Source organism: Larkinella sp. (assembly GCF_965227735.1).
Taxonomy (GTDB): domain Bacteria; phylum Bacteroidota; class Bacteroidia; order Cytophagales; family Spirosomataceae; genus Larkinella.
Genome location: NZ_OZ245776.1, coordinates 2,957,769 through 2,974,729, shown reverse-complemented (window position 1 = coordinate 2,974,729; position 16,961 = coordinate 2,957,769). Strand labels below are relative to the sequence as shown.

Here is a 16,961-nt window from a genome sequence, read left to right as displayed (position 1 = left end):
TGTAAACAGAAAACCGTAAACTTTAGAATGACACATTTAAACCGAAAGTGAACGTACGTGGGACGGCGACGGCGTTGACATCGACCCGCTCCGGATCGGGACCCAGAAAGGTTTTGCTTTTCAGCCAGAACACGTTTTCAACCATTCCGTACAGGCGCAGGCTCGTCAGCCCCACTTTCCCGATGACGTCTTTGGGGAAGGTGTAGCCCACCTGCACATTCCGGATCTTGAAATAGGAGGTATTGACGTTGAAATAATCCGAGGTGCGCGTCTCGTTGTTGCCATCCGACAGCGTGAGCGACGGAATGGTGGATGCGGTGTTCTGCGGACTCCAGGCGTTGAAAACCCCCGGCCCGACGTTGTCGCGTCCGCGGATGAAGTTATTGTAGAAAGTGTAGGAGTCGAAACCGGTCCGGCCGGCAATTCCGGAGCCGAAAACCGAGAAATCGAAGTTTTTATAACCGAGGTCGATGCGGGTTCCGTATTCCAGACCGGGCAGGGTGGTTCCGAAAAACTCCTGATCCAGCGCGTCAATTTTCTTGTCGCCGTTGATATCCCGGTATCGGATACGGCCCGGAGCGGCTCCCACCTGCGTCGCGTGGCTGTTCACTTCTTCCTGATTCTGGAAAATACCGTCGGCGCGGTAGCCGAACAAATCCAGTTGCGAATGACCGATGATCGTCGTAACCGCATTGCCCGCAAAAGCCGAGCGAACTTCTTCCGGTAAAACCGTTATTTTGTCGCGGAACCGGGCAAAATTTGTCGAGATGCTATAGGTGAAATCGCCGATCGGTTTGCCAAAATAGGCCAGCGAAAGTTCGAAGCCCTTGTTGGTTTTCGTCGCGCCGTTCACAAACTTCAACTGCCCTTCACCCACCGCCGACGCGACGGGCGGTTTGATCAGAATGTCTTTGGTGCCCCGGGTAAAGTAGTCGAACGACCCCGCCAGACTCCCGTTCAGGAAGGCGAAATCCAGACCGACGTTCAGTTCATTGGTGGTTTCCCACTTGAGGGCCGTATTTTCTCCCTGCGTTTGCACAAAACCCGAGGGGAGGGTTCCGGCCCCGGCACCGTTCAGATCGTAGGCCGTTCCCACGTTCCAGTATTGGTCAAAAAAACCGTTGTGCCCGTTTGGTACCTGCGACGCCAGGGTTCCGTAGCGCGGTTCGAACAACCCAAACCGGGCCAGATCCCCGATGTCCTGGTTGCCAATCCGACCGATGCCCGCCCGCAGTTTCAGGTTGCTGATGGCCCGGACGTTGCTCATAAACGCTTCCTTGTCGATCCGCCAGCCCACCGAAGCCGACGGGAAAAAACCGTAGCGGTTGTCGGCACCAAATCGCGAAGAACCGTCCCGGCGCAGGGTCACAGCCGCCAGATAGCGATCCGAAAAACCGTAGTCGATCCGGGCGAATTGCGAGAGCAGGCGGCTGCCGGTCGACGTCCCGTTGCTGCTGGCGTTGCCCGAAGCAGCACTCAGCACGAAGAACTCTTCCGACTGAACGGCGAAGTTTTCCCGGTACGACGTCACGTCGTTCAGATTATCCCGGATGGCCTCAACCCCGGCCAGCAGTTTAAAATTATGGTCGCCGAGTGCGAAATTGTACCGCAGGGTATTGGTCCAGGTCAGGCTCAGAAACTTGTTGGTGTTGAGCGTCAGGCTGTTGAGCGAGCGGGCAATAAAACCGTTCTGGAACGATTGCTCGATGTTTTTGTTGGAATACCCGGCATTGTCCATGCCCAGTGACGACCGGAACACCAGCCCGGCGAGGGGTTCGATTTCGGTGAACACGTTGCCAAACACAAACGTCCGGTTGATCTTGTCCCAGCGGTTGATGTACTGCATGAACAGCGGGTTGTTGCGGTCGGAGTAGCCGGAGCCGATGGGTCCGGCGTAGTCACCGGTTTTGGTATACACCGGGATCGTCGGGGCCAATGTCACGGCCAGACCGGGGGTTGGCGCTCCACCGAGATCGGTTGCAATGGGTGTTTCGCGGGAACTGGTCATTTGCAGATTCACCCCGAATTTGAACCGACCGTCGAATTTGCTGGTCATCCCGTTGATGCGGCCCGTCAGCCGGTCATAGCCCGTGTAACGCAGCATCCCCGAATTATTCAGGTAGCTCACGTTGACCAGAATCGAGGAGGTTTTGGTTCCGCCCGTAATCGTCAGGTCGTTGTTGGTGACGTAACCCGTTTTGTACATCTCTTTTTGCCAGTCGGTATCACCCGCCGGGACGTTCTGATCACCCCCCACGAACGGTTTGACCGTAACGCTGTTCAGGATCGGATTCTGGAAGTTTTTGTTCCAGTCGAAACCGTAGATATCGCCGTAGCCGGACGCCGGATCGACGCCGTCGTTGACCGATGCCTGCCAGAGCGCCCGCCCGCGATCCACGGCGTTCAGCATCTTGAACCGTTGCGGTTTTTCGGTTTGGGCCGAGATGCTGGAATTGAACTGAACGTTCAGCTTGCCGTCGGAATTTGCCCCGTTTTTGGTCGTGACAATGATGACGCCGTTCGACGCCCGCGACCCGTAAATGGACGCCGATGACGCATCTTTCAGCACCTGAATCGACTGGATAGCCGTGGGATTCAGGCTCTGGAACACCTGCGACCGCTTGGTCGGCATCCCGTCAATGATGTAGAGCGGGTCGTTGTTACCCAGCGTGTTAGCCCCGCGAATCAGAATCCGGCTGGCGTCGCCCGAGGGTGTTCCCGATTTTTCAATGTACAAACCCGGCACGCGGCCCTGCAACGCCTGCATGGGATTTCCGGAACTGGTGTTTTTGGTGGCTGCTACTTCGATAACGGCGATGGCCCCGGTCAGGTCTTCCTTGCGGGCAGTGGTGTAGCCCAGCACGACCACTTCATCGAGTTGTCCGCCGGACACCAGCGAAACCGTCACGGTAGCAAGCCCTTTGACCGGCACTTCCTGGGTTAGATACCCGATAAAAGACACCTGAATGGAAGTCGAACTTTCCGGGATTGTGAGCGAAAACTTGCCTTCCGCATCCGCCGAAGTCCCGGTGGTCGTTCCGGGAACGACGATGCTGGCGCCCACCAGCGGCTCGTTATTTTTGGCATCCAGGACGGAGCCCGAGAGCTTGCGTTGCGCCCAGGCCAACGGTCCGATCAGCAACAGGGCCGTCACGATAAACAGCGTTTTTCTTGAGTTCATGGGAGTACGTTTTAAAATCATAGGAATCAGGATGGTAGGGAATACAGCGTTAAATCAATTCTTTCCAGAAGGCATTTTTGACCAGTATTTCTTCCGAAACCGGGGGCGTTGCGCCCCGTTGGGTGGCGACGTACGCACCGGTCGCACAGGCAAATTCGAGGGTGATTTGGGCGGTTTCGCCTTGCAGCGTTTTGTAGAGAAAAGCCGCCAGAAAAGCATCGCCACTGCCGATGGTATCTTCCACCTCGACCGGAAAACCGGGTTGGTGGACAAAGCCGGTTTCGTCCAGCAGAAAGGCTCCTTTTTCGCCGAGTGTCACGCACAGTTTTTCGAGGTTAAACCGCTCCCGAAGACCATACATCGCCGATTTGGCGTCGGTCGGGCCGTTGAACCAGCGGGTGATTTCGCTTAGTTCGTGTTCGTTCAGTTTGGCGATGTCGGCCTGTTGCAGCAGTTCCAGAACGGTTTCCGGTTCGTAGTGGGGCGCGCGGAGGTTGACGTCGAAGACTTTCCGGGGTGCCACCGCCAGCAGGGCCAGCAGCGTTTCGCGGGTTTGCGGACTGCGGGCGGCCAGACTGCCGTAGATGAAAAACGCGCTTTGCTGAACGGTTTTGAGTAGCCCCGGTTCCAGTTGGATGTAGTCCCAGGCCACGGGCTGCACGATTTTGTAGGTCACCTCGTTGCAGTCGGAGATGTTGGCTTTGGCAACACCCGTCAGGTGCGACTGCCCGGTCTGGATGCGGTCGAGCGGCAGGCCTTTCTGCGCAACGAATTCCAGCAGTTCGTGTCCCAGTTCGTCGTTGCCCACCCGGCTGATGAGCTGGGCGTTCAGGCCGAAGTTGCGAAGGTGGACGGCAACGTTCATTGGCGCTCCACCGGCCTGTTTGCTGGTGGGCAATACGTCCCAGAGAGTTTCGCCGAAGCAAGTAATTAAAGGTGTCATTGGAATAGAGCGTAATAGAGTGAGGGAGTGCGTGATTCGGGTAGTGTTAATGGACGACGAACGTCTTTTCGATTTGCTCGAGGCTGGTGCCTTTGGTTTCGGGCATCAGCCGCACGACAAAAAGCAGTTGCAGCACCATCATGGCAGTGAAAAAGAGGAAGGTGTTTCCTCCGCCGAGTTTTTCGGCCAGATACGGGAACGTGAAGGTGATGATGGCCGCCATCAGCCAGTGCGTGAAGCTGCCCAGCGCCTGCCCGCTGGCGCGGACTTCGTTCGGGAAGATCTCGGAAATGAACACCCAGATCACCGCACCCTGCGAGAAACCGAAGAAAGCGATGTACCCAAAGAGCAGAAACGGAACCGTCATGCCGCTGAAGTCCTGTACGTAGAAAGCGCGTGCAACCAGCCCGAGCGTAATGATCAGGCCAACCGAGCCGATTTTCATCAGCGTCCGGCGGCCAAACCGGTCGATCAGGTTCAGGGAAATCAACGTGAAAATGAGATTGATCAAGCCAATACCGGCGGATGACAGCAGGGCCGAACTCTTGCCCAAACCCGTCATTTCGAAAATGCGGGGGGCATAATAAATGATGGCGTTGATGCCCGAAACCTGATTGAAAACCGCAAACAAAACCGCCAGCGTGATCGGTGTTTTGTAGGTTGACGAAAATAAGCGGGCTTTCGTCTGGGTCTGGGCCGCGCTCAGTTCCAGTGCCAGCAGCGTTTGACCCGCCGTTGCCGGATCGATCATGATGAGTACGTCGCGGGCTTCTTCAACCCGGCCTTTCCTGAGCAACAGCCAGCGTGGACTTTCCGGGATATTGAGAACCGCAATCAGGAAAATCAGCGAGGGCAACGCCTGAACGCCGAGCATCCAGCGCCACGATTCGGCACCCATCCCCGCCAGCAGGTAGTTGGAGAGGTAGGCAATCAGAATGCCCAGCACGACATTGAACTGAAACAGCGCGACCAGCCGTCCGCGGGATTTGGCCGGGGAAATTTCGGTGATGTACATGGGCGCGGCTACCGACGAGGCACCGACCCCCAAACCGCCCAGAAACCGGAACACCAGAAAGAGGGTCCACTCGGGCGCTAATGCGGTTCCGATGGATGAAACGAGGTACAGAATGGCGATCCAGAACAACGTCTTTTTACGGCCCAACCGGTCGGCGGGAATCCCGCCCGACATCGCTCCGATGACGGTTCCGATCAGGGCCATCGAAACCGTCAGCCCGTGTTCCCACACGCTCAGGCCCCAGAGCGATTGCAGCGATTGTTCGACGCCCGAGATCACGGCGGTGTCGAATCCGAAGAGAAAACCGCCCAGCGCGGCTGTGATAGACCAAAAGAAGATGCGTTGTTTTTGACTCATGTCTGACAGGGTAAATCCCGGTTAAATGCCGATCATGAACCAAAGCTACCGAAAGCCACCGGAGCGGACTTGCGGGAATTGTTCTAATTATTTCAAATTAAGTACTAATTTTAAAGTGTTGATTTACAGGGGTTTGTGGTTGATTTTTAAAATGCTTTTTCGATTTTGTTACACGCTTTTTCGATTTTGATTCAGGAAATGCCGGAGCGGTTGGAATAGGAAACCGAAAATGGAAAAATTGTCAAAGTGAACTTGTATAGTTATCTTAGTGAAAAAGTTCACTCGTATGGCTACTGCCGCTTCAACTCCGGGTTCTTTTCGGAATCAACCCGGACCATCGCGTTCGTTTACCGAGCAGGAGATTATTGCGCGCAGTCGGCAGGGGGTGCTGCGGTCGGAAGCCGATCGGGTGGCTCAGCTTGTTGGCTTGACCGATAAAGAGGTCGCTGCGGCTTTGGGCTTATCCGCCAGTTACCTGCATCGTCAGAAAACCGACCAGCGGATCAGTCAGGATGCTTCCGAGCGGTTGCTGCTGCTCGAAAATCTGCTGTATCATGCGCTGGATACCTTCGATCAGCGGACGGCAACGGTTTTGGGGTGGCTTCGTACACCATTACGGGAACTGGACAACCAGACTCCGCTGCAAACCCTGGATACGGTTACGGGCTATACGCTGGTGGATCGGGTGTTGGGTCGAATCGATCACGGTATTTTCGGATAAGCATGGCGTTGGTCTATCGCGTTGTCCGCCAGAAATACGCCGACCGGCCTTTGGATGTGGCAGGAACCCGGCTGAACGGCGGCCGCTGGAATCCTCCCGGTGTGGGAATACTCTACACCGCCGAGCATCCTGCACTGGCTCTGGTCGAAATCCTGGTTCACATGCCGCAGGTACCTTACGAACAATTGCCGACCTATCGTCTCTTCACGCTGGAAATTCCCGAGAACAGCCAGCGCATGGTAAAGCCGGAGGAGTTGCTGCCGTATTGGAACGAAAACACGTATGCCAGAAGCCAATACCTCCTTCAGGATTGGCTGACAAAACCGGATACGCTGGCTTTGGGCGTACCTTCGTCGGTATTGCCAGCCGGAATCAACTACCTCCTGCACGCCAGTCACCCTCAGTTTGCCGCCATTCGCATCATTGCAGAATCGGATCTGGTGATCGATCCCCGGTTGTCTAACTGACGATCAGCGGGAAAAATGCTTCTACTCCTGAAAAACCCGTCCGATGACAGTATTTTTCCCTCTTTGTCTGCTTCCTATGGTATGCGGGATCGCTGGACGGTTGCCGTAGGTTTTGTCCCGAACGGTCAGCATCTGCCAACTCATAAGCAAACGGTTTTCAATGGAAAATTCACGAAGAGATTTTATTAAAAAAGCCGCCCTGAGCACCGCCGGAATCACTTTTGGCGGGATGGCGACGGGCCTGTCGCCCAAAAGTTACGCCAAAGTGATCGGGGCCAACGAGCGGCTGAACGTCGCCATTGCCGGGCTGGGTCGGCGGCTGGGCGCGTATTACGAACCCATTTCGAAAAAAGACAGCAATGTCGAACTGGTGTATTTATGTGACGTCATGCAAAAACAGCGGGAAGCGGGGCTTCAGAAATTTTCGAAGTTTATCGACTACAAACCGAAGCTGGAAAACGACATCCGGAAGGTGATTGCCGACAAAAATGTGGACGTGCTGATCAACGCGACGCCCGACCACTGGCACGCACCGGGCACCTGGCTGGCCGTTCTGGCGGGCAAACACGTCTACGTCGAAAAACCGTGTAGCCAAAACCCCCGGGAAGGTGAAATTCTGGTTGAGATCCAGAAAAAATACGGCAAAATCATTCAGATGGGCAACCAGCAACGCTCGGCGCTGGAGTCGATTGACGTGATCAGCCAGATTCACAACGGCGCCATCGGCACACCCTTCAAAGCCGTTGCGTTTTATACCGCCAACCGGGGCGAAGTGCCCCTGCCAAAGGCGGCACCTGTTCCGACCGGTCTGGACTGGGATCTATTTCAGGGCCCGGCCCCGCGTCGACCGTATACGCACGACACCTGGGATTATAACTGGCACTGGTATGGCTGGCACTACGGAACTGCCGAAAGTGGCAACAACGCGACGCACGAACTGGACGTAGCCCGCTGGGCCTTGCAGGTGGAGTTTCCGGAACACGTAGCGGTCGAAGCCGCCAAACGGCATTTTCTGGACGACGGCTGGACCATGTACGACACGATGGACGCTACCTTCCGGTTTCCGGGCAACAAAATCATCAAGTGGGATGGCAAAAGCCGGAATGGGTATAAAACCTACGGCAGCGACCGGGGCACCGTCATTTACGGCAGCAACGGCAGTGTGTACGTCGACCGCGACGGCTACCGGCTTTACAACCGCGAGGGCAAGATGGTGAAAGACAGCAAATCGAAAGGGTCGGAAGCCGGAACGGCGCTGGGCGGTGGCGGTGACATGTCGACCCGTCATGTCGTGAACTTCTTCAACGCCATTCGCGGGAAAGAAAAACAGAATTCGACCATCGACGATGGTGCCAAAAGCACGCTGCTTTGCCACCTGGCCAACATCTCCTTCCGTACCAACAAGGCACTGGATATCGACTCGAAAAACGGTCACATCCGCGACAAGGAAGCCATGAAACTGTGGAGCCGGGAGTATGAAAAAGGCTGGGAACCACCCATCTGATCGTCTTTTTAACCCGTTGAATTTTAGGGTAAATACCGCGTTTTGATGAACTGAGGTAATAAACTCAATTCAGAAACGCGGTATTTTTATGTTCAGCAATTGACTTCTGTCCGTTTGATTCACCCGATTTTAGGCCAAATGTAATTTCATGCCTTCGTGGGAATCGACAAAACCGATGGTCTCGTAAAACCGGATCACATCCGGGCGTTTTTTGTCGGTGGTCAACCCCCGGAAAATCTAAAACAATTGACGATCAGGCAGGTGCGAAATGGATCATCCCTACGGGATTCATCCCCTTAATCATTGCACACGGTTGCTACAAAATGAACCATCCCGATGGGACGGATGGTGCAACCAGGTCTTCAGGAAAATCCAAAACAATCCCGTAGGGATGATCTATTTTGTAAAATCGACCCTACAGGGGAATGTAAACCAATCCCGTAGGAATGATCCATTTTGTAGAATCGGCCCTACAGGGAAATGTAAACCAATCCCGTCGGGATGGGCCATTTTGTAGAATCGGCCTACAGGGAAATGTAAACCAATCCCGTAGGGATGATCCATTTTGTAGGGATCGGATGTTACAGGAAAACCAACACCAATCCCGTCGGGATGGGCCATTTTGTAGGATCGGATACCACCGGGAAAACCAAAATAGATCATCCCGGCGGGGATGCTGAGGAGGTCAGGCACGGGATAAAACTTAGTTGGAAAATCACTGCGATTTCGATAATGTCTTGATTTATACTCCTAAAATAGCTTTGTTTCGACATAACTTTGTAGTTAGAAAGTCTCTTTGGCACGGTTTTGCGTATTTATATTGACAAAATCAGTTTCGAATGCGTTTCCTGATCTTTTTCATTCTTTTTCCGATGACCCTTTCTGCCCAGCCGAAAGGCTGGCAGGAGATTACGATCTCCGATGGCCTGTCGCAGAGCATGATTTTCGACATCGAGCAGGACCGGAAAGGATTCATTTGGGTGGCTACCAAAGACGGTCTGAACCGCTACGACGGCCACAACTTCAAGGTTTTTACGCACGATCCTTACAACGATTTTAGCCTTTCGGGTGATAATTGCTCGGCCTTGCTCATCGACAGCCGCCAGCGGCTTTGGGTGGGCACCTTCAACGAGGGGCTGAATTTGTTCGACGACCGGACGCAGCGGTTTTACCACATTAACATCAGCGACCAGACCAGCTCGAATGCGGGGAATTACGAGGTCCGTACCCTGGCCGAAGACCCCGAAGGCAACATTTGGGTGGGAACCTATACCAACAAGATCTTCAAAATCAGTTTGCCGGCATCGCTCCGGAATCAGTTGCCGGATCAGGCGAATCTGACGCAACAGGTTCGGATTCAGCCCATTGCAATAAAGGAGAAGAAAATCAATGCGTCATCCCTCTATTTCAATTTTCGACCGGACGGACAGGGGTTACTGGGCGCAGCCTATGGCATTTTTTCATTCAACTGGCGAAATCCTTCGCAAGCCACCAAGCTGAGTCTGTTTGGGAATGAGGTGCTGGATTTGCATTCGGTGTATGAAGACAGCCGCCAGGGTTTCCGGTTTGCTTCGACCAGTGATCACATCAAAGGCTGGTTCAAAGGGCAATCGAAAACCATTGCGCTGCCAAAAAAAAAGTATTTCGGGGTGCAGCTATACGCGATGGATGCGCAGACTATCGCCATCGCCACCGCCGACCATATGTGGCTGATGTCGCCCGCCGAGCTGTTTCGGCAGGACAGTTTGACTGTCCAAAAGGCCTTTGTGGCTTTTCCGCCCAACGTCTACAGCATTACGAGTGTTTTAAAAGACCGAACCGGAACGTTCTGGTTTGGAACCAGCGGCTACGGCTTGCGAAAATTCAACCCCAAAATCAAACAATTTCATTCGTATTTACCCAATACCACCCTCTCCAATCTGTATGTCGACCGGCAGGGTCGTACCTATGTGCGGTTTGAATTTTCATATTGGGAACTCGACCGGACCCACAACCGGCTCCTGCCGTTTCTGGATCAAAGCCTGCCCGAAGCCGACCGGCGGCAACGGTATCTGATGCAGGACCGGGCGGGTACCTACTGGATTTCCAATGTCCATTTCGAAACCCACGAAAAACACCTGTTCAAGTTCTCACCGGACTGGCAACTCCTCAAAAAATACCCGTTGCCGGCCAATACCTCCTTCGGTTTTTATGGTAACCAGACCATTGAAGACCAGGCCGGTAATCTCTGGATTGGTGCAACCAATGGGAATTTGCTCCGGTTTAACCCGAAAACCGAGCGGTTCGAGGTGTTCAGCTACCAGTCCCTGATGCCCCAAAGTGGTTCCGACATCGAGACGTACGCCTTGTATATTGATGGGAGCGGCACCTTGTGGATCGGTACGCAGAAAGGACTCATCAAAGTGATGAACGCCCGGACCAAACCGGTTTTTTCGATCTATAAAAACAGCAAAACCGAACGGCAGAGTCTGAGTAACGATTTCGTATCGAGTTTGATCGACGATCCCAACGAACCGGATCGGTACCTCTGGGTTGGAACGAAGGGCGGGGGGCTGGAGCGGCTGGATAAACAAACCGGTTTGTTCGTGCACTTCACCGAAGTCCGGGGCTTGCCCAACAAAGTGGTGTACGGTATTCTGACCGATGGCTCCAAAAATCTCTGGCTGAGCACCAACCGGGGATTAGCCCAGTTCAATCCGAAAACCTACCAGTTTCGCAGCTATACCAAGGCCGACGGCTTGCAGGATGATGAATTCAATACCAGTTCGTACTTTAAAACCGCATCCGGCGAACTCCTCTTCGGGGGCATCAATGGATTGACCACGTTCCGGACGGCAGAAATCGGCGCGACGAGTCCGGACAAACCGCTGGTGAACATCATCGGGTTGAAAATCAACAACGAAACGGTTGAGGTGGGAAGCCCCGGAGGCATTCTGTCGCAGGCCATCGAACAAACACCAACGCTCGAACTGTCGTATGATGAGAATCTGGTTACGCTCGAATTCGGGGTGATGGATTATATCAATTCCGGTAAAAACCGCTACCGCTACCGGCTGACAGGCATCGACCGTGACTGGGTGGAAGCTGGCACCAACCGCTTCGCCAATTACGCCCACCTGCCCGACGGCAGCTACCGGTTTGAAATGATGGGGTCGGCCGACGGCGAGGTGTGGAGCAAACCCGTCGAACTCCAGATTCGGATTCATCCGCCGTTCTACCGCACCTGGTGGGCCTATTCCCTTTATCTGCTGGTGCTGGCCCTGATCGGATGGCAGTTGTACCGGTTTCAGATTCAGCGATTGGTCCTTCAGCAACAGGTTATTTTTGAACAGAAAGAAGCCAGTCGACTGGCCGAACTGGACGCGCTCAAAACCCGGCTTTTTACGAATATTTCCCACGAATTCCGGACGCCCCTGACGTTGATCCTCGGACCCATCGAACAACTGGTTCAGGAATATGCCCAAGACATCCGGTTTCCGCTCATTCAACGAAACGCCACCCGGCTGCTCAGCCTGATCAACCAGTTGCTCGACCTGAGCAAAATTGAAGCGGGGCAACTCAGCCCCGAACTGCGCACCGGCGACATGGCTGCTTTTTTTCGGATGCTGGCCAGTTCGTTCAGGTCACTGGCGGAGAGTCAGAAGCTGGCGTTTAGTTTCGTCCAAAACGAGTCGACTTTCTGGGCGGATTTTGACCAGGATAAACTCGAAAAAATTGTGACTAACCTGCTCTCGAACGCCTTTAAGTTTACGCCGTCCGGGCAGGTAGTGCGCATGGCGGTGAACTATTCAGGTCAGTCCGGAAAAGAGGAAGTAACGGTCACGGTTGAGGACAGCGGTATCGGGATTGCTCCGGGGCATCTGGGGCGCATCTTCGAGCGGTTTTATCAGGTCGATCGCCCGTCCATCCGAACCTACGAAGGAACCGGCATCGGTCTGGCGCTGGTCAGCGAACTGGTCCGCGTACTGAACGGGACTATCACCGCCACCAGCACCGAAGGCATTGGCACGACATTTATTGTGACCTTGCCTCTGGTTCGGAAAGCGCTGGAAGCCGGTATCGCTGTGCCCCGGATTCAGACACCGGCTAACCCGGTTTTGCAACCGGCCCGTCCGGAAAATATTCTGCTCATCATCGATGATAACGCCGACATCCGGTTGTATGTGCGGAGTATTTTTGAAAACGACTACCAGATTGTCGAAGCCACCGACGGGCAGGAAGGGCTGGAAAAAGCCACGGCCCTGTTGCCGAATCTCGTCATTTGCGACTTGATGATGCCCCGGCTCGACGGATTTGGTTTTTGCCGGGCGTTGAAAACCCAGGAAGCCACCAGCCACATTCCGGTGGTGATGCTCACGGCCCGCGCCACCGTCGAAGACCGCATCGAAGGCTTTGAAATCGGGGCTGATGCTTATCTGACCAAGCCCTTCAACCAGGCCGAAATTGTGGTCAGAGTGCGGAATTTATTGCAGAATCAAAGCCGGTTACGAACCTATTTTAGTGGAAGGGGAAATGTGACCCTGCCGGTCGATGAGCCGACCAAATCGAAGGAAGAAGCGTTTTTGCTAAAAGCGAAAGCAATCATCGGGCAACACCTGGCCGAAAGTAATTTCAGTGTGGAGCAGCTCAGCGAAGAACTGAACCTGAGCCAGCGGCAACTGGTGCGCAAACTGAAAGCCCTGACCGACCAAACCGCCGTGGAGTTTATCCGGAACCAGCGCCTGGATCATGCGGCTGAGCTGCTCCGTCAGGGGAACAATACCGTATCGGAAGTGGCCTATCAGGTGGGCTTCGAAAGTCTCTCGTATTTCACCCGGGTGTTTCAGGATAAATACGGCGTGTTGCCTTCCGGCTATGCACAGATCTGAATGGGTCTGCTTTGTTGGCATTTCTCCAAGCATGTCATTTGGCGAAAATGAGCAAAAGAATGTCGGATTTGCGTTAACAGAAATTGGCCGTCGAAAGTCAGCTTTGTGGTAGAAAAACGCGTTCATTTTTTCACCACTTTTCGGTCGTGCTATGCAAAACAACGCCGGTTTTTTTCGCTTTTTTCAAGCCTGTCGAACGATGCTGACGTCGACGGTTTCAGGCTTGGGTCTGCTTGTTTGGGGTCTGCTTTGTGGCCCGATTATCCTGTTGGCAATCGTTCAAACGATGAATCACAAGGCGGTTTGTCCGGCAGACCACGGTCTCGTGTGTGATGTGTATATGGGAATTCCTTCCCACGAAAAAAGAGGAAAGCCGGTGGATTCGTCTCCGCCCCGCGGGGCGTCGGATATGGCTGAAAGGGTTGTGCCGGGTGCGTTTTTGAAGACACTCAAAACGGCTTGAAGTGCTTTTTATGGGAGAATGGGGCTAAAAAGAGGAGAATGTCCGAAATGAGGAAAAGGATGTCCGAAATGCGTTAACTGAAAAAGGGGGAATCGGGGCTCTTTTGCAGAGACGAACCGACCACTTATTCACGTGCATATGCCCCAACCTTTTTACGCTGGCAACACGACCTGTCAATCAGCCGATTTGACCTTTAATTCATCCGAAAGCATGCTCACGATGCACTGTCGGAAAACGGGACCGATCAGCCTTCCCGTAGCGGATTTGATGTTTCTGCAGGCCACCGGCAACTACTGCTGGTTGCACTGGAGAAATGGACAGCGACTGCTGCTGCCCCGGACCTTAAAATACTACGAGCCTCAATTGCCCGATGCACTGTTTGTTCGCCCACACCACAACTGCATTGTCAACATCCGCTACATTGAGCGCATGGAAAGGATTTATCCTGACAAAGGGGGATTGATTCATTTGCGGTCGGGCGTGGCGCTACCCATCTCGCGTCGGCGGTGGCTGGCCATCCGGCAGCTTTATACCCGGCTGAAAACAGATCACTAATACCACTTCCGGGCAGCCTCAAACCCCAACCGGCGATTTTCGGTATTCGGAAGGGGTCTGTTTGGTGTGTTGCTTAAAGAATGTTGTGAAGTAGGCGGGTGAGCTAAAGCCGGTTTCTCCGGCGATTTCCGACATCGCTTTGTTGGTCTCCACCAGCAGCACTTTGGCTTTTTTCAGGCGGATTTCGGTAAAATACTCATTGACATTTTTGTCAAGCATGGCCTGTACTTTCCGGTAGAGCTGGACGCGCGAAACGCCCATTTCGCGGCTCAGTTGCTCGACGCCAAACGACGGATCGGCCAGATTCTGCTCGATGAGGGCGGTGAGTTCGTTCAGGAACTTTTTCTCCTGGCGGTTTTCGGTTTTCGTCAGGTAATCACCCATGTATCGTTTCTGCCATTTTTCCCGGTTGTTCAACGCCGTCCGGATCGTTTCGAGCAAATACGTAATCAGAAAGGGTTTGGCGATGTAGGCGTCGGCTCCGGCGCGGGTGCCCTCAATGCGGTTTTCCATCTGGCCCTTGGCGGTAAGCAGAATAACCGGGATGGTCGACGTTCGGAAGTCACTCTTGATACGCTGGGTCAGTTGCAAACCGTCCATGCCCGGCAGCATAACGTCGCTGATAATCAGGTCGGGTACGGTTTCCAGAACGGTCTCCCAGCCTTTTTCGGCGGTTGTTTCGGCCACAACCTCAAATTCTTCACTGAGCCGGGTGGTCAGGTACTGCCGCAATTCGTCGTGGTCTTCGATGAGCACCAGCGTACCGGTTTTTCGGGACACCGGAGCTACAGGGCTGGCGGGCGTCCGCGTTCCTTCGTCATCGTCCAGCAACAGGGGCAACGTACGGGTACCGGGGATTTCTTCCTGTTGGGTCGGGTCCAGGTGCGCATTGCCCAGTGGCAGCAAAATGGTGAAGGTCGTCCCCTGGTCTTTCTCCGAGTGGACGTCGATTTCGCCGTAATGCAGGTGAACAAATTCCCGCGAAAGGGCCAGTCCGACGCCGTTGCCGAGGTTAAAATGTTTGGGAGCCGTATAGAACAAATCAAAGGCGTGGGCCTGTTCTTCGGCGTTCATGCCCGCCCCGTTGTCCTGCACCTGAATCCGCGCCCGGTTGTCGCACAGATCGACCCGAACGTGAATAAGTCCGCCTTTCGAGGTATATTTGAACGCATTGGACAGCAGATTGAACAGGACTTTATCCAGTTTTTCGCGGTCGAACCACACCATGAGCATCGATTGCGCGGGAATGAATTGCAGGTCAATGTGGTTTTTCTCGGCTCTTCGGCGAAAATCACTCGTAATGTCCCGGATAAACGCCACCAGATCCTGTTCGCCGGCCTGCAAAAGCAGTTTGCCGGCGTCGGTTTTTCGCAGATCCAGCATTTGATCGACCAGCCGCAACAGGCGGTAGGCGTTTTTTCGGATGAGGGATAAATTCGTTTTGAGTTCGTAGGGGTTGACGGTTTTTTTTGCCAGCAGGTCTTCGGCGGGGGTCAGAATCAGGTTGAGGGGCGTGTTGAACTCGTGGGAGATGTACGAATAGAACCGCAGTTTTTCCTCCGTTGCCAGCCGGGCCTGGGCCGATACGGCTTCGATGCGGTCTTTCTGTTCGCTTATTTCAACGTTCTGTTTCGCCAGTATCTGGTAAGCGGCCTGTTTTTGCCGAACCAGATATAACGCCCAGGCCCCGAGCAGAATGACCACAAACAAACTGGCCAGGGTGACATACAGCGTGTTGCGCTGGGTCAGATACGTCTGTTTCAATTCGTCGATTCGCTGGCTTTGCTTTTCAATATCCTGCTGCTGGCTGAGGAGTTTGTCGCTCTGGGCTTTGATGGCCCGGACGTTGGACGCGTCGATCTGGATCGAATTCAGGGTCGTTTCGCGCCGGACGGCTTTGCCGGCCAGCACCTGCACGGCGGTTTCGATGGCTTCCTCCCCGCCGGTCGGATACAGAAACGACGCTTTCAGAAGCCCGTCGGTCACGAGTTGCATGCCGCCCTGTGGACCAGGCAGGGCGTCGATGCCGACAAACTCAATCTGGTTCGTCAGGCCGTGTTGTTTGCAGACTTCGTAGACGCCAAGGGCCATGACGTCGTTGTGGGCGAAAACCAGGTCGGCTTTTTGAAGGGCTGGGAGGTTGGCCTCGGCCCGGTGGCGGGCAGTGTCGCGTTCCCATTCGCCGTCCAGTTCGGCCACCACGCGGATTCCCGGAAACCGGGCGAGTTGTTGCTGCAAACCGCGGTGTCGTTCCTGAGCGGGCGACGAACCGGCCAGCCCTTTCACCTCGATCACGGCACCTTTTCCCTTGAGGTGATTCCCGATGAACGCACCGGCCAGCCGCCCAATTTCGAAATTGTCGCCCCCGATGTAGGCGTTGTAGGATTCGGAATCGATCCGCCGGTCAAGGACAATAACCGGGATGCTTTTCTTAAAAACCGCATCGACGGCTTTGGTAATGGGCGCGGTTTCGTTGGGTGAAATAATCAGTAAGTCGATTCCACGGCTGGTAAGTGATTGAATTTGAGCGATCTGTTTGTCGGTGCTATTGCCCGCATCTTCATAGAGCAGGGTGTAATCGGGATGAAACGACAGCGCCCGTTGCATGTCGCTGAGCATGGTTTGCCGCCATTGGTCGGCGCCGGTGCATTGTGAAAAGCCAATGGTAATTTTTTTGCTCTGGGGTTTTGAACAGGAACTCCCCAAAAAGAAGATGAAAAACAAGAAGAGACTATATTTCATCTTTTTCTGTTATTAATGCTATTTGTCCAGCCTAATCAAAAGTAGGAGTATTCTGTGTGAAATCAAACTCGGCGTCGGCCCGGTTTTCAGGGACGTTGGGGCCTTGACAGATTCGTTGTATTCGGAAAAAAATCCGTAAAAGCGG

Annotated in this window: 10 protein-coding genes; 6 read left to right on the top strand and 4 right to left on the bottom strand. The window is 54.1% G+C overall.

Going from position 1 to position 16,961, the window contains the following annotated elements; all coding sequences use genetic code 11:
* Nucleotides 1–22 precede the first annotated feature (22 nt).
* From ACO064_RS11395 to ACO064_RS11385, 3 genes are read right to left on the bottom strand one after another with little or no spacing between them, the layout of a single operon-like run.
* Nucleotides 23–3,181 (bottom strand): SusC/RagA family TonB-linked outer membrane protein, encoded by a 3,159-nt coding sequence (locus tag ACO064_RS11395; RefSeq protein ID WP_421827489.1) that lies wholly within the window; start codon nucleotides 3,179–3,181, stop codon nucleotides 23–25.
* A 49-nt stretch (nucleotides 3,182–3,230) separates the two neighbouring features.
* Complete coding sequence (locus ACO064_RS11390; RefSeq protein ID WP_421827488.1) at nucleotides 3,231–4,124, bottom strand: carbohydrate kinase family protein; 894 nt, start codon at nucleotides 4,122–4,124, stop codon at nucleotides 3,231–3,233.
* Between the two features lie 46 nt (nucleotides 4,125–4,170).
* Complete coding sequence (locus ACO064_RS11385; protein WP_421827487.1) at nucleotides 4,171–5,496, bottom strand: sugar porter family MFS transporter; 1,326 nt, start codon at nucleotides 5,494–5,496, stop codon at nucleotides 4,171–4,173.
* 286 nt (nucleotides 5,497–5,782) lie between these two features.
* On the opposite strand from ACO064_RS11385, the gene ACO064_RS11380 reads away from it, so the two are divergent.
* The 6 genes from ACO064_RS11380 (at nucleotide 5,783) to ACO064_RS11355 (ending at nucleotide 14,074) form a co-directional block, all read left to right on the top strand.
* Nucleotides 5,783–6,217 (top strand): antitoxin Xre/MbcA/ParS toxin-binding domain-containing protein, encoded by a 435-nt coding sequence (locus ACO064_RS11380; RefSeq protein ID WP_421827486.1) that lies wholly within the window; start codon nucleotides 5,783–5,785, stop codon nucleotides 6,215–6,217.
* 2 nt (nucleotides 6,218–6,219) lie between these two features.
* Complete coding sequence (locus ACO064_RS11375; RefSeq protein ID WP_421827485.1) at nucleotides 6,220–6,684, top strand: RES family NAD+ phosphorylase; 465 nt, start codon at nucleotides 6,220–6,222, stop codon at nucleotides 6,682–6,684.
* A gap of 160 nt (nucleotides 6,685–6,844) precedes the next feature.
* Nucleotides 6,845–8,188 (top strand): Gfo/Idh/MocA family protein, encoded by a 1,344-nt coding sequence (locus tag ACO064_RS11370; RefSeq protein WP_421827484.1) that lies wholly within the window; start codon nucleotides 6,845–6,847, stop codon nucleotides 8,186–8,188.
* Between the two features lie 839 nt (nucleotides 8,189–9,027).
* Complete coding sequence (locus ACO064_RS11365) at nucleotides 9,028–13,056, top strand: hybrid sensor histidine kinase/response regulator transcription factor (RefSeq protein ID WP_421827483.1); 4,029 nt, start codon at nucleotides 9,028–9,030, stop codon at nucleotides 13,054–13,056.
* A 151-nt stretch (nucleotides 13,057–13,207) separates the two neighbouring features.
* Nucleotides 13,208–13,519, top strand: a complete 312-nt coding sequence (locus tag ACO064_RS11360) for a hypothetical protein (protein ID WP_421827482.1) — start codon at nucleotides 13,208–13,210, stop codon at nucleotides 13,517–13,519.
* A 138-nt stretch (nucleotides 13,520–13,657) separates the two neighbouring features.
* On the top strand, nucleotides 13,658–14,074 hold the full coding sequence (locus ACO064_RS11355; RefSeq protein WP_421827481.1) for a LytR/AlgR family response regulator transcription factor: 417 nt from the start codon (nucleotides 13,658–13,660) through the stop codon (nucleotides 14,072–14,074).
* A gap of 18 nt (nucleotides 14,075–14,092) precedes the next feature.
* Here ACO064_RS11355 and ACO064_RS11350 read toward each other — a convergent pair whose 3' ends face one another.
* Nucleotides 14,093–16,816: a substrate-binding domain-containing protein gene (locus tag ACO064_RS11350; RefSeq protein WP_421827480.1), complete on the bottom strand. Its 2,724-nt coding sequence runs from the start codon at nucleotides 16,814–16,816 to the stop codon at nucleotides 14,093–14,095.
* Nucleotides 16,817–16,961 lie beyond the last annotated feature (145 nt).